Annotated in this window: 32 protein-coding genes; 13 read left to right on the top strand and 19 right to left on the bottom strand. The window is 48.4% G+C overall.

The features are described from left to right. Positions 1 to 214 precede the first annotated feature (214 nt). The 4 genes from D5067_RS05620 to D5067_RS05605 all read right to left on the bottom strand — a co-directional run bounded on the left by D5067_RS05620 (position 215) and on the right by D5067_RS05605 (position 1,832). Positions 215 to 409: a hypothetical protein gene (locus D5067_RS05620; protein WP_119935901.1), complete on the bottom strand. Its 195-nt coding sequence runs from the start codon at positions 407 to 409 to the stop codon at positions 215 to 217. 159 nt (positions 410 to 568) lie between these two features. Continuing rightward, positions 569 to 1,084: a hypothetical protein gene (locus D5067_RS05615; RefSeq protein WP_119935902.1), complete on the bottom strand. Its 516-nt coding sequence runs from the start codon at positions 1,082 to 1,084 to the stop codon at positions 569 to 571. Beyond that, on the bottom strand, positions 1,081 to 1,617 hold the full coding sequence (locus D5067_RS05610; protein ID WP_119935903.1) for a lysozyme: 537 nt from the start codon (positions 1,615 to 1,617) through the stop codon (positions 1,081 to 1,083). The genes D5067_RS05615 and D5067_RS05610 overlap by 4 nt, the downstream gene beginning before the upstream one ends. Next, the gene (locus tag D5067_RS05605) at positions 1,617 to 1,832 is read right to left on the bottom strand and encodes a class II holin family protein (protein WP_119935904.1); all 216 of its coding nucleotides are present in this window, start codon (positions 1,830 to 1,832) and stop codon (positions 1,617 to 1,619) included. Before D5067_RS05605 ends, D5067_RS05610 begins: the two co-directional genes overlap by 1 nt. Positions 1,833 to 1,981: 149 nt before the next feature. On the opposite strand from D5067_RS05605, the gene D5067_RS05600 reads away from it, so the two are divergent. Next, on the top strand, positions 1,982 to 2,392 hold the full coding sequence (locus tag D5067_RS05600) for a hypothetical protein (protein WP_119935905.1): 411 nt from the start codon (positions 1,982 to 1,984) through the stop codon (positions 2,390 to 2,392). Between the two features lie 27 nt (positions 2,393 to 2,419). Here D5067_RS05600 and D5067_RS05595 read toward each other — a convergent pair whose 3' ends face one another. The 9 genes from D5067_RS05595 to D5067_RS05555 all read right to left on the bottom strand — a co-directional run bounded on the left by D5067_RS05595 (position 2,420) and on the right by D5067_RS05555 (position 9,151). Then, positions 2,420 to 3,415: a pesticin C-terminus-like muramidase gene (locus D5067_RS05595; RefSeq protein WP_119935906.1), complete on the bottom strand. Its 996-nt coding sequence runs from the start codon at positions 3,413 to 3,415 to the stop codon at positions 2,420 to 2,422. Between the two features lie 148 nt (positions 3,416 to 3,563). Beyond that, positions 3,564 to 3,950, bottom strand: coding sequence for an antiterminator Q family protein (locus tag D5067_RS05590; RefSeq protein WP_119935907.1), 387 nt, complete (start codon positions 3,948 to 3,950; stop codon positions 3,564 to 3,566). Positions 3,951 to 3,966: 16 nt separating this feature from the next. Further along, entirely contained in the window at positions 3,967 to 5,028 is a 1,062-nt protein-coding gene (locus D5067_RS05585) for a DUF968 domain-containing protein (RefSeq protein ID WP_119935908.1), read from the bottom strand. Next, positions 5,025 to 5,717: a phage antirepressor KilAC domain-containing protein gene (locus D5067_RS05580; protein ID WP_119935909.1), complete on the bottom strand. Its 693-nt coding sequence runs from the start codon at positions 5,715 to 5,717 to the stop codon at positions 5,025 to 5,027. Before D5067_RS05580 ends, D5067_RS05585 begins: the two co-directional genes overlap by 4 nt. A gap of 102 nt (positions 5,718 to 5,819) precedes the next feature. After that, the gene (locus D5067_RS05575) at positions 5,820 to 7,154 is read right to left on the bottom strand and encodes a phage N-6-adenine-methyltransferase (RefSeq protein ID WP_119935910.1); all 1,335 of its coding nucleotides are present in this window, start codon (positions 7,152 to 7,154) and stop codon (positions 5,820 to 5,822) included. Next, the gene (locus tag D5067_RS05570; protein ID WP_119935911.1) at positions 7,151 to 8,005 is read right to left on the bottom strand and encodes a conserved phage C-terminal domain-containing protein; all 855 of its coding nucleotides are present in this window, start codon (positions 8,003 to 8,005) and stop codon (positions 7,151 to 7,153) included. The genes D5067_RS05575 and D5067_RS05570 overlap by 4 nt, the downstream gene beginning before the upstream one ends. Beyond that, positions 7,995 to 8,174, bottom strand: a complete 180-nt coding sequence (locus D5067_RS05565; protein WP_020690687.1) for a DUF4222 domain-containing protein — start codon at positions 8,172 to 8,174, stop codon at positions 7,995 to 7,997. The genes D5067_RS05570 and D5067_RS05565 overlap by 11 nt, the downstream gene beginning before the upstream one ends. A 172-nt stretch (positions 8,175 to 8,346) precedes the next feature. Beyond that, positions 8,347 to 8,895 carry a YmfL family putative regulatory protein gene (locus D5067_RS05560; protein WP_119935912.1) on the bottom strand — a complete coding sequence of 183 codons (549 nt, stop codon included), beginning with the start codon at positions 8,893 to 8,895 and terminating at the stop codon, positions 8,347 to 8,349. Beyond that, positions 8,888 to 9,151, bottom strand: coding sequence for a helix-turn-helix domain-containing protein (locus tag D5067_RS05555; RefSeq protein WP_119935913.1), 264 nt, complete (start codon positions 9,149 to 9,151; stop codon positions 8,888 to 8,890). The genes D5067_RS05560 and D5067_RS05555 overlap by 8 nt, the downstream gene beginning before the upstream one ends. A gap of 97 nt (positions 9,152 to 9,248) precedes the next feature. Between D5067_RS05555 and D5067_RS05550 the strand changes: the two genes are divergently transcribed. Then, a complete protein-coding gene (locus tag D5067_RS05550; RefSeq protein WP_119935914.1) occupies positions 9,249 to 9,944 on the top strand; it encodes an XRE family transcriptional regulator in 696 nt (231 codons plus the stop codon). On the opposite strand, the gene D5067_RS05545 is transcribed toward D5067_RS05550, so the two are convergent. Beyond that, a complete protein-coding gene (locus D5067_RS05545; protein WP_133302820.1) occupies positions 9,887 to 10,537 on the bottom strand; it encodes a hypothetical protein in 651 nt (216 codons plus the stop codon). The two genes, D5067_RS05550 and D5067_RS05545, sit on opposite strands and share 58 nt — an antisense overlap. A gap of 125 nt (positions 10,538 to 10,662) precedes the next feature. On the opposite strand from D5067_RS05545, the gene D5067_RS05540 reads away from it, so the two are divergent. From D5067_RS05540 to D5067_RS05505, 8 genes are all read left to right on the top strand, one after another. After that, complete coding sequence (locus D5067_RS05540) at positions 10,663 to 11,034, top strand: YfdP family phage-associated protein (protein ID WP_023294084.1); 372 nt, start codon at positions 10,663 to 10,665, stop codon at positions 11,032 to 11,034. Positions 11,035 to 11,087: 53 nt separating this feature from the next. Then, the gene (locus D5067_RS05535) at positions 11,088 to 11,918 is read left to right on the top strand and encodes a YfdQ family protein (protein WP_119935915.1); all 831 of its coding nucleotides are present in this window, start codon (positions 11,088 to 11,090) and stop codon (positions 11,916 to 11,918) included. A 135-nt stretch (positions 11,919 to 12,053) separates the two neighbouring features. After that, a complete protein-coding gene (locus D5067_RS05530) occupies positions 12,054 to 12,593 on the top strand; it encodes an HD family hydrolase (protein WP_119935916.1) in 540 nt (179 codons plus the stop codon). Next, positions 12,581 to 12,778, top strand: coding sequence for a hypothetical protein (locus D5067_RS05525; RefSeq protein WP_119935917.1), 198 nt, complete (start codon positions 12,581 to 12,583; stop codon positions 12,776 to 12,778). The genes D5067_RS05530 and D5067_RS05525 overlap by 13 nt, the downstream gene beginning before the upstream one ends. Next, on the top strand, positions 12,775 to 13,065 hold the full coding sequence (locus D5067_RS05520; protein WP_119935918.1) for a hypothetical protein: 291 nt from the start codon (positions 12,775 to 12,777) through the stop codon (positions 13,063 to 13,065). Before D5067_RS05525 ends, D5067_RS05520 begins: the two co-directional genes overlap by 4 nt. Beyond that, on the top strand, positions 13,062 to 13,631 hold the full coding sequence (locus D5067_RS05515) for a 3'-5' exonuclease (protein WP_119935919.1): 570 nt from the start codon (positions 13,062 to 13,064) through the stop codon (positions 13,629 to 13,631). The genes D5067_RS05520 and D5067_RS05515 overlap by 4 nt, the downstream gene beginning before the upstream one ends. Positions 13,632 to 13,665: 34 nt before the next feature. Beyond that, entirely contained in the window at positions 13,666 to 13,872 is a 207-nt protein-coding gene (locus D5067_RS05510; RefSeq protein WP_071882644.1) for an excisionase, read from the top strand. Beyond that, positions 13,833 to 14,999 (top strand): site-specific integrase, encoded by a 1,167-nt coding sequence (locus tag D5067_RS05505; protein WP_119935920.1) that lies wholly within the window; start codon positions 13,833 to 13,835, stop codon positions 14,997 to 14,999. Before D5067_RS05510 ends, D5067_RS05505 begins: the two co-directional genes overlap by 40 nt. 6 nt (positions 15,000 to 15,005) lie before the next feature. Here D5067_RS05505 and D5067_RS05500 read toward each other — a convergent pair whose 3' ends face one another. Genes D5067_RS05500 through D5067_RS05490 form a run of 3 tightly spaced genes read right to left on the bottom strand, consistent with a single transcriptional unit; the run spans position 15,006 to position 16,917 of the window. Then, positions 15,006 to 15,665 carry a hypothetical protein gene (locus D5067_RS05500; RefSeq protein WP_235843272.1) on the bottom strand — a complete coding sequence of 220 codons (660 nt, stop codon included), beginning with the start codon at positions 15,663 to 15,665 and terminating at the stop codon, positions 15,006 to 15,008. 9 nt (positions 15,666 to 15,674) lie between these two features. Beyond that, positions 15,675 to 16,001: an STAS-like domain-containing protein gene (locus D5067_RS05495; protein ID WP_119935922.1), complete on the bottom strand. Its 327-nt coding sequence runs from the start codon at positions 15,999 to 16,001 to the stop codon at positions 15,675 to 15,677. A gap of 4 nt (positions 16,002 to 16,005) precedes the next feature. Beyond that, complete coding sequence (locus tag D5067_RS05490; protein WP_119935923.1) at positions 16,006 to 16,917, bottom strand: hypothetical protein; 912 nt, start codon at positions 16,915 to 16,917, stop codon at positions 16,006 to 16,008. Positions 16,918 to 18,224: 1,307 nt separating this feature from the next. Here D5067_RS05490 and cspG point away from each other — a divergent pair. The 3 genes from cspG (at position 18,225) to D5067_RS05475 (ending at position 19,702) form a co-directional block, all read left to right on the top strand. Then, positions 18,225 to 18,437 (top strand): cold shock protein CspG, encoded by a 213-nt coding sequence (gene cspG / locus D5067_RS05485; protein ID WP_019212363.1) that lies wholly within the window; start codon positions 18,225 to 18,227, stop codon positions 18,435 to 18,437. Between the two features lie 260 nt (positions 18,438 to 18,697). Continuing rightward, the gene (locus D5067_RS05480) at positions 18,698 to 19,054 is read left to right on the top strand and encodes a KPN_00521 family repetitive protein (RefSeq protein ID WP_119935924.1); all 357 of its coding nucleotides are present in this window, start codon (positions 18,698 to 18,700) and stop codon (positions 19,052 to 19,054) included. A gap of 96 nt (positions 19,055 to 19,150) precedes the next feature. Next, complete coding sequence (locus D5067_RS05475) at positions 19,151 to 19,702, top strand: YceI family protein (RefSeq protein WP_119935925.1); 552 nt, start codon at positions 19,151 to 19,153, stop codon at positions 19,700 to 19,702. Here the strand turns inward: D5067_RS05475 and D5067_RS05470 are convergent. Then, complete coding sequence (locus D5067_RS05470) at positions 19,684 to 20,472, bottom strand: anti-sigma factor family protein (RefSeq protein ID WP_119935926.1); 789 nt, start codon at positions 20,470 to 20,472, stop codon at positions 19,684 to 19,686. The two genes, D5067_RS05475 and D5067_RS05470, sit on opposite strands and share 19 nt — an antisense overlap. Further along, entirely contained in the window at positions 20,469 to 20,990 is a 522-nt protein-coding gene (locus D5067_RS05465; RefSeq protein WP_119935927.1) for an RNA polymerase sigma factor, read from the bottom strand. Before D5067_RS05465 ends, D5067_RS05470 begins: the two co-directional genes overlap by 4 nt. Positions 20,991 to 21,000: the final 10 nt, after the last annotated feature.

The following is a 21,000-nucleotide window of genomic DNA, read 5'->3' as shown; positions in this document are numbered from 1 at the left end:
AATGGCCTCTAATTAAATCAAAGACCTGCACACATGATGATGATGACCCTGGATCCGAAAAACTAGCCGTTTCCCGCGAGCCAGCCGCCCCGTGGTAGGCCTCTTCTTCGGGAGGACCCGTACAAACGACAATTGTTAACACATGCCGTATTTTTACCATTAATGATGAAAAGAAAAAAACCGCCAGAAAGCGGTTTAATTAGACATTAATATTTTATTTATCAAGCACTTGCTGTATTGCATCTGCTGCTTCATCTACTTCATTTTTGAGAGCAGATATGATTACGTGGGTTGGCGAGTGTCCTGCAGAAACTTTAATTATTTCAAGTACTGCAGCTACAGCAATCTCGCGCTTAATTTCTTTTTTTTGCTGAAAGCCATTCTTATCAAAATAATAATTATCAAGCATAATAATCCCCTTAATACCCTACCGACACGGAGGGCTAAAGAAATTATGCGTTTATATCCCCGTAATTTTCAAGGCCATCATTGATAGGTCAGGTAATTTTTAATCTCTTTATCCCCTTGTAGGGATAGTCACTTTCATATCCTCATAAGGGGATAAGTTTTATTTGCGTTTTTGTTCTATTTGCCGGATACCTTCAAAGTTCACGTTCGCCTTTTCAATCACCGCCAACAGCGGCTTAATCCAGAGAACGGCCTGGCAGTATGTTATTGAGTTGGAGGAAGAGGAACGATCATCGGTTGTATCAGTTCTGCTGGTATCGGCGTGCATTGCGCTGGAACGTAAACGGTACGCGTATTCGAGCAGCCCACCAGCAATGTCAGCAGGAACAGGCAGATCACAGGTTTTTTCACGGCGGAGAATCTCCCGGTATTCGATTACGGTTTCTTCGGTGCTGGTGTCGATCAGGGAGTTAAGCCTGTTAGCATTTTCTGCAACCTGATTGAATCGATTGAAGTTGAATGCCTGGGTGGCAATAACCTGCCCCTGCAAAGAGTTGTCACTTCGCAAAACGTCGTTATCGCTCTGAAGGCTACTGGCGTCGGAGCAACTCTTAACAAGAGCGACCGAAAGGCCAGCAATAACGACAACGCCGATAAGACCCGGATTAATTCTCATTGGTCCAGCCCCCAGCACGTCAGCGCACTTTCCTGATCGCGCCGCTCGACCTGCCCATAACAGCCATTCTTCTGGCCTTTAGTCAGACGGCAATCTCGTCCACCGTCCTTAATCCACCAGCGAATTGCCTCGCATGCACCTATGCGGTCACCTGCATTGATGCGCCGATAGAATGTCGAAGGGAAGCATTTACCGGGACCGATGTTGTACGGGCAGAAGGAGGCGATACCCACCTTCTGTGGCTCTGTCAGAGGAACTTTGATATTGCGATCAACCCAGGCTAATGCCTTTTCGCGTTCAGTAGCGTTAACCTTCCGGCATTGTTCCTCAGTGGCCGTCATGCCTTTAACAACACCCCTGCCATCGATAACGGTCACGCCGTGACATATAGACCAGACCCCACCCGGATCAACAACGGCCACCAGCGCATTGCCTTCTTTCTCGCTGATGAATTGATCGAAAATGAGTGGTGCAGATGCACCTGACGCGATAAGCGCCAGCACTGCTGCGCTGAGCTTTGCTTTGTTCGACATCATTCACCCCGTGCAGCTTTGCGGCGATCCGCTTTGATTTGGAAATAGAGGTTGGTAAGAAAGGTAAGCAAACCGAACAGTAAACTACCGATCACACCTATCGCTGCCCACTGTTCAGGTGTGTAGCCGTCGAGAAGCCTTCTAACCCAGTAAATGGCACTACCTCCCGAGGCGCCGTAGGAAATGCCAGTAGTTATTTTGTCCATTTGAGACATGCTCTCACCTCGCTGCATGCGGGTGTTTTTTGATGAATTTCAATCGCCAAAAAAGTCATGACAAGGATGACTGATGTGACTACATCATTTAGAATGATTATCATTAACCTAAATACCTGATAACACATCTAGTTCACTGAGGTTCAGTAATGAGAAAAAAATATTTTGCGTTACTAAGTTTTATGGCACTCTTTCAAAACAGTGCACATGCAACTGCCCCTTTAAATCAACTTATTGAAAATATTGACATTTCAACTTTTAGGAATTCTCTTTCCCCTCGTTCTCCTCAGAAAGGCGAGACATTACCTGCTATGGGATTCGACATTCCTGTAAAATATGAAGACCAGACTATTTATGGGTTGACCAATAAAGAAAATTCTTGGACTTTTTCAGTATCAAATCTGAAAGTTAACGGAAGTAAATTAAGTGCTTGTTTCTACGACTATGCAAACCCAACTAAAGCAAGTTATAAATCAGTCACACTATTAACACTTGTAAAAAATAAAACTGGGAAATATTCAGTAATTTCCGAGTCACCTGACAGTACTCAATGCAAATAAATAAAGGAGGGAACCCCTCCTTTTTCATTATTTTAACTTCCCGGCAGTAATATCAGCCTGGATAAGTGCAGCCTCTGATTGCCTACGAGTTGGGAAGTTATCTTTAAAGTTATTAAGATTTTTTACGGCATCTGCCCACCTACCTGAAGTGACTTGCTTCCAGAATTCAGGGGTTGCAGCTGCCAAATTCTGCCCGTATTGGTAACTCACACTGACAATCGCAGTCCGAGTTCCCAGCGGTAACTTTGAGAAATTGCTTCCAGTTGCTGTCTGATATTTACTAGCTACTCCAGAAGAAAATCTATTGATATAGTTTTTAGACAAATCCATTGCCTGAGTTTCAGTAATAACAAGTGGTGATTTTGTCAATTTATCTTGGGCTGCCTTACCTTTGAGACCAAGATAAGGTTCTAGCAGCTTAACAAACTCTTTTGATACTCCATCATTCAGCATTGAATCTTTTGTTTTGCCGCCTAAATCAACACCAATTCCAATCGTAACACCTGAATTTACATCGGGTTGTTTTGCGGCGTTTTTAGGGACATAGCCCGTGGCAGAAAATCCTTCTTTTGCTCTGATAAATGTCTCATTGGCAATACGATTTGAATTATTAATAAAGTCAATCATTTGACCAACATCTTTGAATTTTAGACGATCACCGTTACCAACGATCAGGTACATTGAACCTTTTTTCCAGACAGTGCCCAGTTTTTTTAACTCCTCTAGGGCAGCCGTCATTTTTACTTCAACAATGAGAACTCGCTGATCCCCACGTTCGATGGACACAATATCATCATACGCAATTTCACCCGTTACTGGATCAATCTTACTATCCTTACGAGGAGTTGTATCGAAAATATCCGTACCGATCGACACTACGTTAAAATTACTATGATGACCAATGTTAGAAACATGCGGAACAGGTAGGCTCCAAGTGGGTATAGATACTCCACCAGGATATGAACTTCCTGTCCAGCCCGGTGTTACAGGATAAGCGTTAACAACCATAGTATCTTCAGACATAAAACATCCTTAATATTCAAAATGAAATTTATAAATCACAAAAACAAAAAACCCCGCCAAAGGCAGGGTATGTTTGAACAGTGGAAATAACCACTACAGACACATTAAAACTGTTTTTGGAATTCCACAACTATTTTTTTAATGCCTTTCACACCACTTCTTTCTGACATTCGTTTTCTATCTCAAGTCTTTCGCCAAGGCCATATAGACATCCATCAACAAAACCTTCTGCAGCTTGTAGCCTTTTCAGAACATGTGTATGAGAAACACCTAATTTTGTGCCTATACTTCTTACAGGTATACAAAGTATGTAATACCACTCAATTAACATGCATAAATGAGGATCATGTTTTTTTAAATGAGACATGGCAGTATTAATGATAAGACCATCATTATCACAACATGAAGGTCTACTTTTCTTTGTGGATGGAAGTAAACCTTTAAATCCAGCAGCAATAGATGAATAGTAAATTTCATTCCCCGCACTTGAAGCCCAAGAACCATAGCGTTCAAGCACCACCTGAATATCACGCATAAATTTTCTCCATACACTAGCCTTTTCTTATTATGCCGATTCCCAGCGCTCGATTAATAAACCGGAACAACAACTCCAACTGAGTACCGTGTTTTTTCTCAAACGCTGTTAAATCGGCATGTAGTTTGTCGTGACACTCTCTGCACAGAGGGATCACGAACAAATCATGTGCTTTTGTAGCGGTACCGCCCATACCGTGACCAACAACATGATGTGGATCATCAGCTGGCCGCCGGCAACTTTCACAGGGCTGGGTTTTAACCCACCGGGTATAGTCCTCATTCATCCACCTGCGGTGTTTTGGGCGCAACATGAATGATTCAGGGGATTCAGGATCCGCATGCAGAGCCAGAACCTGTGGCTGGTCATAGGCCACTTCCTGATTTGTTCCATGCTTTAATTGCGCAGCCGTTACCGCAGGGGTGACATTCTTCTGCAAAATGTTTTTTGTCGGTGGCATCGGCACAATGTCACTTTCGCGATAAACGGATAATAACGGCTCATCCGGTAAGCGAAGCGCATGCTGGGCCATCCTTTCCGTGATTGCATCAGCAATGCCTGAATAAACGGCCCACCAGCACAATTCACCGAGGGATAGTTCACGCTCGTTGTTGTAGCCAAGCGAAGACAGGATAGAACTGATCAGCCAGTTAATGAGATTACGCCGGGCCAGTTCTGCCAGCGCCGCGGTGGTTTGCTCGCGCAGCTGGTTATCGCAATGCCAACAGAGCAACATTGATCCAGGGGGATGTCGCATCGTTACCAGCTCATGATGGTGATAATCAGTGTGCGGGTACTGGCATTCCTTCACGTTACGCTCTAACCAAGTTTCCAACCCGGACAAACCGCCTGCTGCACGGATAACTCTCTCGTCGGTGAAGAATTCCTCGAGGGACTTATCTTCTGCCAGCGGCTGCCTGGCATCAGGGACGAGCCCCGATGGAAGCCCAGCCATGCTTTTTGGCTGAGGCTCCACCAGCACACGCCCCTGTTGAAACAGAGACATCAGTTCGCTACCAGGCTTTAACACCACAAGCCCCAGGCGCGGAACAGTCTCGGCTGTAAACAGTCCTCTCACGCGGCATGCCCCTTAGCGATGTGTGCCGTCCATAAGCCGCCGATCCACTCGATGCCTTTGGGTGTAAAACGTGCCTGGCTAAAGGCGTAGTTTGTTTCGCTCGTAGTGCCAGTTTTCATTTCAAACCGCCCGGTAGCAATATGCTGGTGCCGCGGTGTCAGCACTCCACTAAGCCGGTACAAAATGCCGCTCTCAATGAGGAACAAGCGGAAATCGGTCTCTTTGGCCTGCAACAGCTTTGCCACCTGGCGGAAAGACATTGAGCCTTTAGCAGTACAATATCGATCGACAAACTCAACTTTCGGCGCGGCAGCGGCTAACTGCTGGCTGAGTTGTTCTTTCTGCTCTGCCAGATCCGCGGCGAGACGTAATGCCTCCGGCAATGTTTGCGGGACACTTACGGCCTGACTGTTCTCCAGTTCTTGCCAGCGATCGACAACAGCGGCGGTAAATTCTGGCGATAGCCTGGCGACGATCACCAGAGAATCACGTTTGTTGAACCAATACTCCTCGTATGTTTGTCCGTTTTGCGGGTGTGTGTAGGGGGTGTGCGCCAACGGCGCGGTTAAAATACCAGCAGATGCAAGGCGCTCAGCTGAGCGCTTCACATCACCATGTTTGCTCTGCACCAGCCTGGCAATTTCACGGCTGGACATTGTCACAACACCCTTTGCGGTTAACTGATTCATGCTATTTCTCCATATTAGGCGGCTGCACCCGCCTTTTGATTTGCACATAATTCAGAAGATTTGCCCCTACCTGTGCCACCAGAAAAGTTATCAACGATAATTTCACGCATTGACGGCCCCCTGCATGCTGTTGAAGAGACCACCAGCGGTCGTGATAATTTCACTCGTCGGCATACGTTCGAGCCACAGCTGGTTGATATTGGCTTTCAGCTTGTTCTGTTGTGAAACAGGTAGAGCTTCAGCCCCTTCAATCTGGTTAAACACCAGTCCAACCTCAAGAGGCCAAACGCGCGATTCGTTTAACGCCTTGTCCTTTGATTCCTGCGTCTCACGGACATGGGCGCGGATCCACCGAATATTTGACCATTTGGCTTTATCCAGGCTTTCCATGGTCGCGATGAATTCACTGTGGTTAATGCCGTATTCTTTCGCAGACTCAACGGCAACCGTGCGTAACCGCTCTGACATGTCTTGTTTCACGTCATCGCTATCAAAGGGCAATGTTTCCAGCCATGCATTAACACCTACCAGGATGCTCTCGCTGATCAGCTTTTTCGCTCTGTCGATCGTCAGCGGTGAAACATTGGTAAATTCAGGGTTTTCCAGAGAGTCGGCAGCCCAGGTATGACCAAACTTTGACTCGCTGAAGGTGTACTCATCTTTCTCGCCGAACGCCGCGACAACACAGGCCCAAGCCTCTACACCACTGGTTTCCAGAATGGCTTTTTGGGTTAATGGCAGTTCTGCCTCTGATTTCTCCGGCTTAACCTCAGCTTCCAGCTCCGGTACCGCATCAGTTTGCGTTCTTCCCACTGCAAATTGGGCCAGCGACATCGAAGCACGGCCTTTGGCCTCCAGATCGGTGCGGTTGATGTAACTGAAACGCTCTCCCCGCCATGTCTTGTCGAAGACCACAATAGCGCCAGCAAAAAATGCGCTGGTGGGCTGCTGCTTTTCGTCTTTCGGCACGAACCATTGAGGAAGATCGAAACCAATTCGGCCACGGATGAATGTGACGTGATCTGCCTCTTCCGGCCACCACGTCTCACTGGTCGCAGACTTAATGAGAAAAACGTACCGACCCCCCTTTTCTCGCATTGCCATAGCGTGGTTAATGATGTGGGTCATTCCGGTAACCGCCTGCTTGGCGTGGTAGTGAGAGCGGCTGTAAGGCGGGTTGCCAAACCCGGCACCACCGAGTTCTGCCAGCCGCTCTGACCAATCCTGCGTCAGGGCATTATCTTCAGCCGTGTACCATGCTGGGCACTTCGCGTTGCTGTCGTCGGCAAAAAGGTCCAACACCAGAGGGCCGAACATCGCATTGATCCCCCAAAACAACAGATCCGGAGTGCGCCATTGATCACCGACCTCTTTCAGCTCGTGTGCTGGTTTTGAACGGAGTTCAGCCAGTGCACGGCAGTATTTATTTTCCATCATCCTCTGAACCCCTCTGGAATCTTGCTATCAACCGGACCGAACTTCATCGGGTCATGTTTCTTTTCGCCCCAGCTGTCACGCGGTGGCCGCCCCTTCTTGTCCCAGCGGATCCCGCTTTGCAGATAACCTTCAAATTTTTTCGGACCGAAGAGCGTTTCAGGACGCATGTACTGGTACTGCACGTCATTGCCGTTCCAGTGCTCATGCTTAAGGTCGATCACCAGCTGTAAGTCGCTAACGGTGTAACCTTCACGCAAACGAGCACGGATGTTTTCCAGAGAAGTTTTTGATTTTTGGTATCGTGAGCCACTAACCAGGTTCAGATGATTCAGAACCAGGATGGCATTATCGGTGATCATCACTTCAGGGTCTGGTTGCGGCGCAACCGGACAAGAAGGTTTTTTAACTGATGGATCAGAAATTGTATTTACTGACGGATCCCCCCCAGATTCTGACGGGTGAAAACCGCCTTTTTCATCGTTTTTTGATGCCTCAGATTTTGACGCGTCGGTTTTTGAGGCATCAGATTTTGATGCGTCAGAATCTGACAGGTGAGAAAAGGCAGCAGCCTGCAATTTCGCAACATTGAGCTGGTAAACGTTCGATGCATTACGGTTGCCTTTACGGCGCTGCTGGCGGGTTAGCCAACCGTCTTTTTCCAGCTGAGATATGGCTGTGCGAACCGTGCTCTCACCAGCACCAATCTGGCGCGCGATGGTAGCGATGGAAGGCCAGCTAACCCCTTCATCACTGCTGAAGTCTGCCAGACGCGCCATGATGGCAACGCTGGACAGCTTCATGCCAGAAGCGGCACAAGCGTCCCAAACGTAACCCGTTAATTTAGTGCTCATGGTCGTCCTTTAACTCTGTAAACTTGCGCTTGAATTGTTCGAGCGGGCTGAAACATTCGTGGTTATAACCATCCCGCAGGTAGATAACTCGTTGAGTCTCTGGCTCCCACCTGATAACCCGAACGGGGATCCCTCTGTGGTCTTTGAACCTTCGGTTAACTTCGCGCATAAGCGTTTCGCCTTCCTGTAGTAAACCCCCACAATTGAGACCGCCCGACTGTGGTTACATGGCACCCAGCGGTTTGCTATTCTGCGTTCATACCGAAACAACGGAGCGCCCGGTACCGGGATCATCCTGAGTTGCGGTAAACGGTTAAAAGCCGTTAAACTGGTCATGCGGATTACTTCTCCATACAAGATTTGTCTGCCACGACGCCCGGAGCTGCACACTCGCGGGCGTCACCTTTTTCCGGCGCACAAAACACACGGAAAAGCAGCGTCAAATGTTCCTGCCACTTAGCCATCACCTGATAGCTGTTCTCTTCAATCTGGGCGCGTTCTTGAGCATCAATAACGCCGTCAGCGGTAGCTTTACGAACGTATTGCGAATGCCTGCCGATCCACTCCACTGACTCCATAAGACGCTGGTTGATATCACCGTTCTCTATTTCTTCAACGTCAACCAATGGCACAAAAACACCGTTCGAGTGACGTGCAATAGCGTTTGCTATGTGGTTTGAACCACCAGCACGTTGAAGCACCATCGCCCAACCGAGCGGGAAGATCTGATCGCCATCGGTACGCAGTCGGTTAAACAACGCGTTCTCGGTCACACCCAACCACTCAGCAGCTTCGGAATAACCGCCCGGAAGCTCGGTGATCGTTTTTTTGATTGCGGCCACCAGCCAGGCTGGCTGCTTATCTACTTTCCATTCAGGTTCTTTACCCACGGCATTCCCCTTTTTCCTGTGGTACCGATGCTGCCCCAGTTTCTGTAGCCTGCGTATAACGGTGCGGGTACAAGATTTGGAGCTCATCAATTTGGCCCGAATAAAACTTCACAAGCCTTTCAGCTACATCCAGTGATGCGATTTGTTGGCCCCTTTCAATTCGGCTTAGGTTGGCTGGATCAATGTCCACCATGTTTGCCACATGAGAGAGAGTTAAACCTTGCGACTTTCGCAAATTCCTTAACGGTGATTGCATAATGCCCCCTGTAATTGCGCATTACGCATATTAATGTGTAGTTACGACTTGCGCAAGTTGCTTTGCATATCACGCAAAAAAAAACTGTAATGGACGCATGAACATAGGAAACCGCATCAGAGAATTACGCCTCGAAAAGGGCATGAAAATTTCAGATCTTGCTGAAGCTGTAGGTATTGACGGTGCGAACGTCTCACGGGTTGAGACAGGAAAACAAAAGTCATTTACTGAACAATCGCTTAGCAAATATGCTACGGCACTTGGTGTTAGCGTGGCAGAACTCTTTACACCGTCTCCAAATGAAACTACTGTATGTAAATCCAGTGGTAAAAATCCAGCTTATGGAGAGGGTGACCCTGTGTTTAGAGTCGAGTTGCTCGATGTCAGCGCCAGTGCTGGCATGGGCCATATACAAGGTAGTGATGTCGTCGATGTCATCAGGTCCATTGAGTACAACAATGAAAGAGCCGCCGCGTTATTTGGCGGGAGAACACCAGATACGGTCAAAGTGATTAACGTTCGTGGTGACAGTATGGCTGATACCATTGAACCAGGTGATTTGATATTCGTTGATATTTCGATCAATGAGTTTGATAGTGATGGGATTTATGTCTTTGGTTTTGATGATAAAATTTACGTCAAAAGATTACAGATGATCCCAGATAAAATTCTTGTCATTTCCGATAACCCTAAATATCGTGAGTGGTCAGTGGATAAGTCCAATGAAGACAGATTTTACGTTTTCGGCAAGGTAATGATCAGCCAGTCGCAGTCAGTTAAACGGCACGGATAACATCCCTTAAGAACAAATAACCGCCTACACGGCGGTTTTTTTACGCCCTTCAAATTGCGTTTTACGCATTTTATTTCTTGCGCATTTCGCAAATATCTTTTATCTTCATTTTCATCAACAGCGAACAGGCAGGAAGCCCACGAAGTAGCCGCCGGTGGCGTATGAATGACCGGATGATTCGCAAATGGCTTACCACCGCGCCTGATGTGGTTAAAAGCAGGCCAAAGCAATAAGAAGTGATCCCTGTTCTGGCTGCTCACTTTCCCCTTGAGGGTGACAGCCAGCTTTTTAAGGGCACAACGTGAAAGCGCACTCCTTCTCTCTTTCACTGCGGGGGCAGGTTTGTTACCAAAAGAGTGCGCTTCCAGTTGTGGTAATGCGGCTCTGCGCACGTGACGAGGCCAACAAGTTTTTATTTCAACTTTTGAAATGAATACGTTTCTTGTGGTGTAGCGTCGCCGGTTCTGGCCGGTCCGGCAGGTGGAGGCACCACCGCCACAACAACTTCTTTGCTGTGTGTAGTCTTTGCCCATCACATCGGTGGGCACCTTTTTTACACAAGAGACAAGGGCATCACCGGGCGACGGGCTCATTCCCCAATCCACCCGGGCGCTATGGAAATGGACCTCCTACCCATAGCCGAAGCGCAGGTGCCCTTTTCTGTTGTGTATGGAGAAGTTCCACTGGCGGTGGCAGCCGCCTCACAGAGGGTTAAACCATGAGTAGTGACCGCATGACCGTAGTGCCCGATTTCCTGGGCGAACTGGATGCCGGCGTGTTCATGAACAAGATCGCGGCAGCTTTAAACACTACCGCGCTTGGCGTTCTGAATAACGGTACCAAAGGCAAAGTAGTCCTCACCTTTGATATTGAGCGTATGGGTAACTCCGTCGAAGAGAAGCGCGTCAAGATCAAGCACAAGCTGAACTACGTCACCCCAACCCCGCGCGGTAAAGCCTCCGAAGAAGACACCACCGAAACACCAATGTGGGTTAACAAAGGCGGCAAGCTGACCATCCTGCAGGAAGATCAGGGGCAGCTGTTCGGGATCAACGGCGGCGTTGACGGAAAGCTTAAAGCGGCACAGTGATCCGCAGCAGACAAATCACTGACATCCCTATGACCACATATTAAGGAAATTTTATGTCCCAGATTTTAGACGGCAATGCCCTGCAGCAGGTGAAAGACCTTGTTCTTTCCGGTTATCACCTTACTGCAGTTAAAGAAACAGCATGCCCTACTGCCCTGCTCCCTGATGGCGTAAACGTAGAGAGCCTTGAGCGTTTCGATCTGGAGCGTTTTCGTTTCCGCGGTGCCATGACCACAACCAGCATTCCTGACTTTGTGCGTTATGCAACTGGCTATGCCAACGAAGCCGAACCAGCGCGATGCTTTATCGATGCTGACAACATGACCGCACGCTCCGTCTTCAATATCGGTACTCTGACTAACCCTGGCCATGCTGATAACGTCGCATCTATCACCCTCAAAAAGACAGCGCCATTCCGAGCTCTACTTCAGGTAAATGGCGATCGACTGGGCCAGAAGGAAATTGCTGAATGGCTGGAGGACTGGGCCGACTTCCTGAGCGCATTTGATGCCGACGGGAATGTGTTGTCCATCGCGCAGGCAGCTGGTGCCGTTCGTCGCGTCAATATCAAACAAGTCACGGAAGCAGCTCATGAAGACGAAGATTTTGGCGGCAGAAAGTCCCTGATGCAGAGTGTTGAAGCCAGCAGTAAAGACGTCATGCCTGTAGCCTTTGAGTTCAAATGCGTCCCATATGAAGGCTTGGGCGAACGCCGCTTTAGCCTGCGTAACAGCCTGCTTAAAAGCGGGGAACCGGTGTTTGTACTCCGCATCGTTCAACTGGAAGCCCAGGAAGAAGCTATCGCCAACGAGTTCCGTGACCTGCTGATCGAGAAGTTCACCGACAAGCCGGTTGAAACCTTTATCGGTAACTTTAAAGCGTAATTTCTCTGCATTAAATCCCCGGCGCCGCGGGGATTTATTGAAGCGTAATTCCCTTTATTAATCGCCAATGGCGAGGGATTCGTACAACCAAAAACTGGCGCAGGTGCAGCTGCCAAATATGGAGAAGAAAAGACGATGAGTTTTATCCAGACACTTTCAGGTAAGAAGTTCGATTACCTCAATTCAACCGCTGACGATGTAGAGATCGAGGATATTGCGACCGCGCTTTCCCATATCTGCCGCTTCAGTGGCCATCTGCCGGAATTTTACAGCGTGGCCCAGCACTCTGTGCTGTGCAGCCAGCTCGTTCCGCCAGAGTTCGCCTTTGAAGCCCTGATGCATGATGCAGCAGAAGCGTATTGCCAGGACATCCCTGCCCCCCTGAAGGTATTGCTTCCAGATTACCGTCGCATTGAAGAGCGGGTAGAGCAACTGATCCGGGCCAAATTCGGCATCACCCCTTATATGTCAGCGGTAGTGAAATACGCCGATCTGGTGATGCTTGCCACGGAACGCCGCGATCTGGATATCGACGACGGTTCAATCTGGCCTTGCCTTGAAGGTATACCGGCCAGCGACATAATCCAGATCGTCCCTCTTCGCCCAGGCCAGGCATATGGCTTGTTCATTAATCGTTTCAAAGAGCTTACGGAATCACGCGCATGCCTCGCATGAAGATAAAAGAACTGGTCGCCGCAGCCCATGCTGCGGCGGGGAAACTGCCACCAGCAGAAGCCTCCCTGATGCGTGAAGTGGCCACTCGCCTGGACGTTACATTTGCCGCCTTGACGGAATCGATGGACCAGCGAATGAGCCTTGACGCCGAAATTAACCATCTTCGTCAGGAGTCCATCCAATGACCGCCAACAAATATGCGTCTCTGCGCGGCACAATCGCCAGAGCCAAACGCCACGACTGTCAGAAGGTAGTGATGCGTGTGACGTTAGCTGAAGAACTTCTCGTTCAGTTTTCAAAAGCAGAGGAGCGGATCGCGGAGCTGGAAGCAGTATTGGCATGTGATAGGTGCGGGAAAATTTGTACTCGTCCTGACGGAGCTCATTCTTGCCACGTCAGCGACAAAGCCGACTCGCGCTACAGCCCCCCAGTGAATCAAAAGATAAGAATTAACAATGGAGAAAGCAATTGAACGACTTAATGATTGACCTCGAATCAATGGGAAAAAAACCAAACGCGCCGATCGTTTCAATTGGTGCTGTATTTTTTAACCCTCAAACAGGCGAGCTTGGTCAAGAATTCTATACAGCCGTCTCGCTTGAAAGCGCAATGGATCAAGGCGCGGTACCTGACGGAGATACTATTCTCTGGTGGCTCAATCAAAGCCCGGAAGCGCGCTCAGCTATTTCTGTTGATGATGCGCTGCCTATCACTGATGCACTATCGGAACTGAGCCATTTCATTCACCGGCACGCAGATAATCCAAAATACATGAAAGTTTGGGGTAACGGTGCCACTTTTGACAATGTAATTCTGCGTGGAGCTTACGAACGCGCCGGCCACATTTGCCCTTGGGCCTTTTGGAACGATCATGATGTGCGCACTATTGTTACGCTCGGTCGCAGTGTTGGTTTCGATCCGAAGCGTGACATGCCGTTCATTGGGGATGAGCACAATGCCCTAGCTGATGCGCGACATCAGGCAAAATATGTGTCAGCAATTTGGCAAAAACTGATCACTACAACCAGCGACAAATAATTACTCGGGTGCAGCCGGGTTAATGGAGAAGTATATGCTGAGCCTCGATTGTGTTCCCATCTCAACTTATTGCAAAGAGACTGGCGAAACCCCTGATGCAATCAATAAGCGTGTACAGCGCGGTGTTTGGCGTGAAGGGGTGCAGGTGCTTAAAGTTGAAGGCGTTAAGGAGAGATGGATAGATCTTAGTGAGGTTGCAAAATGGGCACGAAAGAATCGCCTAAACTCCCACGCGGCGTAACCATCAGGAAGCACAGTAGTGGTGAAACCATCAATATAACGTTCACATACAAGGGGGTGAAATGCAGAGAACCCCTTTCAAATCTAGAAGTGAACAACAAAAACCTTAAATATGCCGAGCGTACGCTCGGCGAAATCCACAACAAAATCGAGCGTGGAACATTTATCTACGCTGAGTATTTCCCTCGTTCGGTGAGGTTAAAAATTTTCGGTAATGCTGCGACCGGGAAAACAGTGAAAATGTATCTCGATGAATACCTGAAGATCTGCGAAACGAGGAATCTTTCCCCCTCCACCATTGGCGGGTATAAAAAATGCCGTAGCGCACTGTCTGAACTTCACATTTTCCCGGCCAGTGAGTTAACGCCGGCAGCATTAAAAACATGGATCCAGAATCAGAAAACAACATTGAAGACGATACGTAACCAGTTATCGTTTCTGCGCTCCTCACTTGATGAAGCTATAACTGATGGAGTTTTACAAATAAACCCTGTATCTCTGGTCACAGCTTCACGATACCGGAGCAAAGAGACTGAGACAGAAAATGATTACATTGTTGACCCACTAACACCTGCTGAAGTAGATGCCCTTTTAACATCAGCTGGCAATAAGCAGTGGGAAAACCTGTTCAGATTTGCGATCCATACAGGAATGCGCAGCTCAGAGCTATGCGCACTTCGATGGAAAGATATTGATTTTATCCAAAAGACAGCTCACGTTCAAAGCGCCAGCGTTGCTGGTATAACCAAGGGTACAAAAACCAAGGCTGGCACTAGAAAGATAGAGTTAACGAACGAAGCGATGCTTGCCTTGTCAAGCCAGAAGCCGTTCTCGTTCATGAAAGATGCGACAGTGTTTGAGGATCCTAAAACAGGAAAAGCTTGGGCAAGTGCAGATGCTATCAGGAAGAAAGCATGGGTTCCGACTCTACGTAAAGCAGGGATTAGATATCGTAACCCTTATCAGACCCGACATACTTTTGCCACGCGGCATATTAGCCAGGGGGCTAACCTATTCTGGCTTGCGACCCAAATGGGGCACAAAGGACCAGAAATGTTATTCCGACACTATGGATCGTACCTAGCTGAATATGACGGTAACACAAGTATCGAAAAAAAAGGTCCGTAAGGACCTTTACTTTAGACTGTTATGCCAGTCGTCCATCTCAGAATATCTTCGAGTTATCGATTGCCAGAAAGTCTCTCGTTTCGCCGGAGGGTGGTAAAACTGGAACGTTTCATATAGTGCGTGAATAACTTGCATACATGCACTAACAATCTCTTGAGATCGTATGGTACGTAAACCAGAGTCCAGTTGATAAGCGGTCTCGCAGTCCAGGGTTGTTTTTTCCATAACTATTGAGAGCAAATTATCAGGGATGGTAAGCCCGCGAAGGGCTAAAACTTCAGAAAGTTTAGAAATCTGCTGTGCTTTAGCTAAAACATTGAATAAGTAGCTAGATGACTGATTAGCTTTAGCCAGGCGTTCTGTATCTTGTTGTTCAGACCCGACGTTTGTATCTATAGGAGAAGATTTGTTAAGCCAAAAATCTATCGAAAGATCAGATATTTCAATAACCAGCTTCGATACTGAATCAATAATGGACTTTGACTCTGAGCGAGTGGCAAGCCTTATCGAGTTTTGGTAAGCAACTCGCCACCCAAACAGAGCGATGCAAAGACCAACTAAGGTGATGCACCAAGAATACTGTCCGATTTGAGCAATAATTGACACGGGCGGTTCAGAATGCGGGGCAAGTTGAACTAAAATCAATTCAGGTGATGCAGTGTTCAACTATTGCCCTTATGCTCGTTCCGGTTGAGCCAAATCGATAAATTTGTCTATCTGCTCTTTATAAAAGGGAACGTCACTTTTAATTACGAGCCGCGCTTTGATGTTAGCTTTTGGTAAGCCTTCTTTTCGGATAAGTCCACCGAATGCCTCTTCCAAGAAAGAGGAACCTACGCCCAAAGCTATACCTCGGAAGTCAACTACAACTTCCTTCTCCTCACCTCTCAACGCTGGAACCAGAAAGTCCCTACGGAAGCGTTCAGCACTGTTAGGACTATCAGTTGTGTAGCGTCCGAATGGTGTTCGGGAGAACTCCTTCGCAATGACGATGTTTCTCATAAATTCATCTCCTGGGAACCAGCGACCACTGTAGTAAAGTTCCTGGTATGTATTCAGTAAGTCTCTCACACCGAGGACAACTGTCATTAGAATTATAGTTGTAGCGAGCACGTCCTGTTAGGATTAGCAGTGTTTCATCATCTTCACATCCGACACCAATCGGGCGTTTGATATCTTCTGAACCATTGCCACGGCCTGCACCAACAAACCGAGACTCTCCTACTAGCATAGCCCTTTCTACAGAAGATACTTCGTTTTGAATGCTAAGACCATCGTCTTCAGGCATGAAACTCTTAAAAATCCCTAAACCGAGGTCACAAACTATGAAAACTACCCGGTTCTCTTCAGGGTTGAACCAAGCACACTGCCACCAGCGCTTTCCTTTAAGAAGAACCAGATCCCCTTTAAAGGCCACATCTTCATAAGCATGGTGTGAAACATTGAGCAACGCTTCGCTGATCGCCGTAAGTAGCAAACCAAGCTGATCATCATTTAAGACAGCTTTTTTTTGCAGCATTACTACAGTATCAACAATATGCTCAAAAGGTTCGACAGCTGATTGGAAGTAACGTTCCTCACGAGTAAGTGCCTTAAGCTTTTCGTCGGTACCGGCAAGTAAAGCTCGAGCAAGGCCTGTACTGACTATCCAGCGATGCCCCTCTGGATTCTCGTCTTTTTTGGGCCAAACGAAACGTATGAAATTCGGATCTTTCGTAAGAAACTGAGCTCTGTTAACAATGGCAAAAAAGAGAACAGATGCAGCAGCAGAAGCAAATTTAACCTTGCTGAGATCTACAGTGACTTTGCCTTTGTTCTTGACACCAATCGACTCGATAGAGTTGATGAACTTAAGAGTTCCTGCCCTTGAATCATCTGAATAGATGCAAAACTTTGTTGGCGGCACCAATGTTGTCATACAGGATTCATTTATAAGCATAAAGGATTGAGAATTATCCACTATTTTTAAAGTTTTTTGTAGTTCTCAACACCCATCTTATAAAACTGGTAACGAGATACAGAACAGCAGTAAGACCAACCAAGGACAGGAATATGCACGTAAAGTATACGCACATATCCTTCAAGATAAATTATAGTTTACTTTCAATTAGATATGAATTAAATGACGCGGGTTCAACTCCCGCCAGCTCCACCAAAATTCTCCATCGGTGATTACCAGAGTCATCCAATGAAGTCCTAAGAGCCCGCACGGCGCAAGCCCTGCGGGCTTTTTTGTGCCCTCAATTTGTCCCGCGAAGTCCGAAGGCAACAAAAACTGAGCCACTCACTGGTAAGGAAATCAAAGCCGCCAAAGCTAAGATGACAGCCTGTTCTGTGCCAGTTGTGGACGTTGCCAGTCCCTCGCCACAATAAGTAGCGGGATGCTGCATAATCACTAAAGCTGTTAATAAAAACATGTTAAAAAAAACAGTATTGACCTTGAATCTCAAATATGTAAATTGGTACTCAACAGCACAATGAAAGTAGTAAGTAACGTAGTGAATTGATAGAAGTTCTGGGTAAAGCCATTTTGCTTCACAGGCCACGAAGTTTGTAGTTTGGGATGTAGTTCGCTTTCAGGCCTCGTAGTGATTGTGCTGGTTCGCAAAATGGTAGTGTTAGCGCGACGATGTAAGGCCTTGTTTTTTTTAGTTAATGCTGACGGATTCGTTTTTGATGGTAACCGTATCAGCAGCAGGCAACGCATCAAAGAGTATATGTCGCGATGGGTGATGTGCTTGTTTAAGTTGCCACGCTTAGGTTATCAAAGCGCAGGCGGTGTTTAACGAGATAAATAGAGGGAGGCTTTTAGTATTAATGCCCAATATTATCTGTAATGAACGGGTACATTTAAAAGTAGTATAAATAGCTGTATCACCTAATTAAGTCCATTAATGTTAAATCTGAAGTGTGTAGTACCTTAAAAGCCCTGGCTGCAATGGTCAGGGCTTTTAAGACTACTCCCCCTCTTTTTCAATTGTAAATTTCCCCAACAGATTACTGACAAAATTACCCTTGCTTATCAACTCACATGAGTCCACTATGCGTCATCGGTTTGGCATACAGACCTTATGAAAGCAGTTTTAGTAAAGCAGTCCTCATTTCAAGCGTTATCCTCAGATACTCTTCTTCATGAGCCTCCTCCTAAGTGCCCAGTAAGTCCTCATCTGCAAGCAGGCCATGTTCGCCACAACATGTGGCTCAAGAAAATTAAAGGAAGTATCTATGTCTAATAAAATGACTGGTTTAGTAAAATGGTTTAACTCTGACAAAGGTTTCGGCTTCATTTCGCCGGCTGACGGCAGCAAAGATGTTTTTGTTCATTTCTCTGCCATTCAGAGCAACGATTATAAAACGCTCGACGAAGGCCAGAAGGTTGAGTTCTCGATTGAGAATGGTGCCAAAGGTCCGGCTGCCGCAAACGTCGTCGCGCTTTAATTGCCGATAACGACACGGACGCTTACGACAGCGATGACGGCACTGGCCTGAGCAGATAAGTGAACGTGTTAAAAAAAACGCCCCTGGCCTTAACTGGTCGGGGGCGTTTTTTTATGGCTGCAATACCTTTCTTCGAAGGCTTCTCGGAGAAATCCTAACAAACCGCATTGATTCAATTACAGTTTTTTCCTAAAGCCTTCCCGCTTCGCCTGTGCCATGCTGAATCACGCTCATAACCGATAACGTTAAATGAGGACATTATGAAAAAAACAATTATCGCATTATCTGCTGTTCTACTGGCTTCCCCAGTGTTTGCTGCGACCACACATGCAACCGATGACACCGTCGCTGCGGCTAAGGCTAACGCCAACGAGGCGAAGCAAAAACTGCACGAAGAGCAGCATAAAGGTGAACAGCTGAAGCTCAAGAAAGAGCATGCCGCTGAAGGGAAAAGCGAAAGCTTTGGTAGCAAGGTGAGCGAAGATTCGCAGAAAGCCTGGCACAAAACCAAAGAAGGTACCGAGAAAGGGTGGGATGCCACCAAAGAAGGCACTGAAAAAGGCTGGAATAAAACCAAGCAGGGTGCCAGTGAGTTAGAAAAGAAAGTCACTGAATAACCCCTCCGAAAGGTCGCGCAAGCGGCCTTTTTTATTTCTCCGAATAAAAACAGCGCGTCATGCGTTAACACTGAGCGCGCTTAACGGAGAACCCCCATGCCTCGCCTGCTGGCCTTTTTTGCTTGTTTGCTGTTATCCCCCTGCCTGTATGCGGCGCCACAGCGCTACGTCATCGACACCGATAACACGGCGATTCGGCTATCATGGCATGCCTTCGGCGGTATCCTCTCCTGGGCCAGGCTCAGCGGCGTGACGGGCGACGTAACCCTCAATCCGGAAAATGATTTTGACGACCATATTCACGTTACCATACCCTTGAAGACGCTGGTTGCGTCAAATAGCCTGCTCACCTGGCAGCTGAAAAGCGACATGTTCTTTGACTCTGCGCGGTACCCCACCATCGAGTTTACCAGCACACGCGTGGTCTCAAGAGGAAACGGGCAGTACAGGGTATTCGGGACATTGACCGTCAGGGCCCTGTCCCGCCCGGTGATCCTGGAGGCGGTGGTGAAGGACCCGCACGCGCAGCCCCTCATACTGGATGCCAAAACGGCGATTTCACGTGCGGCCTACGGCATGGATAAATTCGCCATGGTGGTCGATGACCGAATTGCCATCTCAATAGCGATTCAGGCTAACGCATCATAAAGCTGCTGCGCGCTTCCCTTTAACGCTGGCAGCGGATTACGGCCAATCAGGACAAACTGATACCCCGCGTGATGCCACCAGACCAGGTTCATACCGTGCCGCTGCTCCTGATGAAGGGCGGTTGTCGCCCCCTGCTCCGTCGGTGAGACACACAATGCCATCGGGCCGTAGTCGGCACTTAACCAGGCGATCTGCGCAATCGAAATGGAGTCGTACCGCAGCATTCTCGCCATTTTAAGCTCGGCTCCGCGCAGCCTAAGCTGTGACGCCAGCAGCGGGAGGCCAAGATCCTCTGATGCCCGAGCCAGCCCTCGCTGGATAACAGGCGTGGCGCTGTCCATATCCACCAGCGTTTCCGCGCTATACAGCGACATGTACTGCGCTTCCAGGTCACGAATGTGGGCATGCTCATCAGCCTCCGCGGAAGACGGCCGGAACAGATATCCCGCAGTGGAGCCCAGCGCCAGAAAACTGACCGATGCAGCAATCAATGCCCGTCGGCTTACGCCCTGCGCCGAGGCTGCAGGCTGTGCCGAAAGCGTACCCAGCCGGGCGTGCATTCGCGCCAGCGGAGCCTCATCCAGTACGGCGGCAAACGCCCCCTGATAATCCTGATTACTCTTCATCAACTCTGCCGTACGCCCTGACAACAGCTCATCGCTTCTGAGCCTTGCTTCAAAGGACTCGGCATCGGCACGGCACATCTCGCCATCTATCCAGGCCACGATCGCCTCGTCGCTGTACGGCGGCGTAAAACGTTGCGCTTTCACGAGCGTCTCTCCTTTATCGGAGGGGGGAGAACGACCGATTTTGCCAGCGTCGCGCGCGCCGTCGCCAGCCGGCTCATCACCGTGCCAATCGGCACGGATAAGGTCTCAGCCGCCTCCTGATAGGTAAATCCTTCGACATAGACTAAAAAAACCGCGTTGCGCTGCGCTTCCGGGAGCGCGTTAACCCGCTGCATGATCCTGTGGTAGTGCAGGCGCGTCTCATCCTGTTCACGCGTATCCGGGGCCAGCAGCTCGTCGCTGGGCACAAACCCCTGCCCCAGCCGGACGTGCCGCGCCCGAAGCTCGGATATCCAGATGGAGTGAAGAATGGTGAAAAGCCACCTGTCGATACGCGTGCCAGGCGCGTACTGGCTGCTTTTTTCAAGCGCACGCACGCAGGTGGACTGCACCAGCTCTTCGGCGATATCCCTGTTTCGCGACAACACCAGCCCGTAGCGCCACAGGCGTGAAAGATGTGCCGCTAACTGTTGGCGAACGTCACTGGTAGCGATTTGCATTCCCTCCGCG

Source organism: Enterobacter huaxiensis (assembly GCF_003594935.2).
GTDB classification, from domain to species: Bacteria; Pseudomonadota; Gammaproteobacteria; order Enterobacterales; family Enterobacteriaceae; genus Enterobacter; species Enterobacter huaxiensis.
This window is presented reverse-complemented; position numbering and strand designations above follow the sequence as displayed.

Bases quoted from the DNA above. Each gene is read 5' to 3' on its own strand.
- D5067_RS05620 (WP_119935901.1), bottom strand. From the start codon at position 409: ATGCTTGATAATTATTATTTTGATAAGAATGGCTTTCAGCAAAAAAAA.
- D5067_RS05615 (WP_119935902.1), bottom strand. From the start codon at position 1,084: ATGAGAATTAATCCGGGTCTTATCGGCGTTGTCGTTATTGCTGGCCTT.
- D5067_RS05610 (WP_119935903.1), bottom strand. From the start codon at position 1,617: ATGTCGAACAAAGCAAAGCTCAGCGCAGCAGTGCTGGCGCTTATCGCG.
- D5067_RS05605 (WP_119935904.1), bottom strand. From the start codon at position 1,832: ATGTCTCAAATGGACAAAATAACTACTGGCATTTCCTACGGCGCCTCG.
- D5067_RS05600 (WP_119935905.1), top strand. From the start codon at position 1,982: ATGAGAAAAAAATATTTTGCGTTACTAAGTTTTATGGCACTCTTTCAA.
- D5067_RS05595 (WP_119935906.1), bottom strand. From the start codon at position 3,415: ATGTCTGAAGATACTATGGTTGTTAACGCTTATCCTGTAACACCGGGC.
- D5067_RS05590 (WP_119935907.1), bottom strand. From the start codon at position 3,950: ATGCGTGATATTCAGGTGGTGCTTGAACGCTATGGTTCTTGGGCTTCA.
- D5067_RS05580 (WP_119935909.1), bottom strand. From the start codon at position 5,717: ATGAATCAGTTAACCGCAAAGGGTGTTGTGACAATGTCCAGCCGTGAA.
- D5067_RS05575 (WP_119935910.1), bottom strand. From the start codon at position 7,154: ATGATGGAAAATAAATACTGCCGTGCACTGGCTGAACTCCGTTCAAAA.
- D5067_RS05570 (WP_119935911.1), bottom strand. From the start codon at position 8,005: ATGAGCACTAAATTAACGGGTTACGTTTGGGACGCTTGTGCCGCTTCT.
- D5067_RS05565 (WP_020690687.1), bottom strand. From the start codon at position 8,174: ATGCGCGAAGTTAACCGAAGGTTCAAAGACCACAGAGGGATCCCCGTT.
- D5067_RS05555 (WP_119935913.1), bottom strand. From the start codon at position 9,151: ATGCAATCACCGTTAAGGAATTTGCGAAAGTCGCAAGGTTTAACTCTC.
- D5067_RS05550 (WP_119935914.1), top strand. From the start codon at position 9,249: ATGAACATAGGAAACCGCATCAGAGAATTACGCCTCGAAAAGGGCATG.
- D5067_RS05545 (WP_133302820.1), bottom strand. From the start codon at position 10,537: ATGAGCCCGTCGCCCGGTGATGCCCTTGTCTCTTGTGTAAAAAAGGTG.
- D5067_RS05540 (WP_023294084.1), top strand. From the start codon at position 10,663: ATGAGTAGTGACCGCATGACCGTAGTGCCCGATTTCCTGGGCGAACTG.
- D5067_RS05535 (WP_119935915.1), top strand. From the start codon at position 11,088: ATGTCCCAGATTTTAGACGGCAATGCCCTGCAGCAGGTGAAAGACCTT.
- D5067_RS05530 (WP_119935916.1), top strand. From the start codon at position 12,054: ATGAGTTTTATCCAGACACTTTCAGGTAAGAAGTTCGATTACCTCAAT.
- D5067_RS05525 (WP_119935917.1), top strand. From the start codon at position 12,581: ATGCCTCGCATGAAGATAAAAGAACTGGTCGCCGCAGCCCATGCTGCG.
- D5067_RS05520 (WP_119935918.1), top strand. From the start codon at position 12,775: ATGACCGCCAACAAATATGCGTCTCTGCGCGGCACAATCGCCAGAGCC.
- D5067_RS05510 (WP_071882644.1), top strand. From the start codon at position 13,666: ATGCTGAGCCTCGATTGTGTTCCCATCTCAACTTATTGCAAAGAGACT.
- D5067_RS05505 (WP_119935920.1), top strand. From the start codon at position 13,833: ATGGGCACGAAAGAATCGCCTAAACTCCCACGCGGCGTAACCATCAGG.
- D5067_RS05495 (WP_119935922.1), bottom strand. From the start codon at position 16,001: ATGAGAAACATCGTCATTGCGAAGGAGTTCTCCCGAACACCATTCGGA.
- D5067_RS05490 (WP_119935923.1), bottom strand. From the start codon at position 16,917: ATGACAACATTGGTGCCGCCAACAAAGTTTTGCATCTATTCAGATGAT.
- cspG (WP_019212363.1), top strand. From the start codon at position 18,225: ATGTCTAATAAAATGACTGGTTTAGTAAAATGGTTTAACTCTGACAAA.
- D5067_RS05480 (WP_119935924.1), top strand. From the start codon at position 18,698: ATGAAAAAAACAATTATCGCATTATCTGCTGTTCTACTGGCTTCCCCA.
- D5067_RS05475 (WP_119935925.1), top strand. From the start codon at position 19,151: ATGCCTCGCCTGCTGGCCTTTTTTGCTTGTTTGCTGTTATCCCCCTGC.
- D5067_RS05465 (WP_119935927.1), bottom strand. From the start codon at position 20,990: ATGCAAATCGCTACCAGTGACGTTCGCCAACAGTTAGCGGCACATCTT.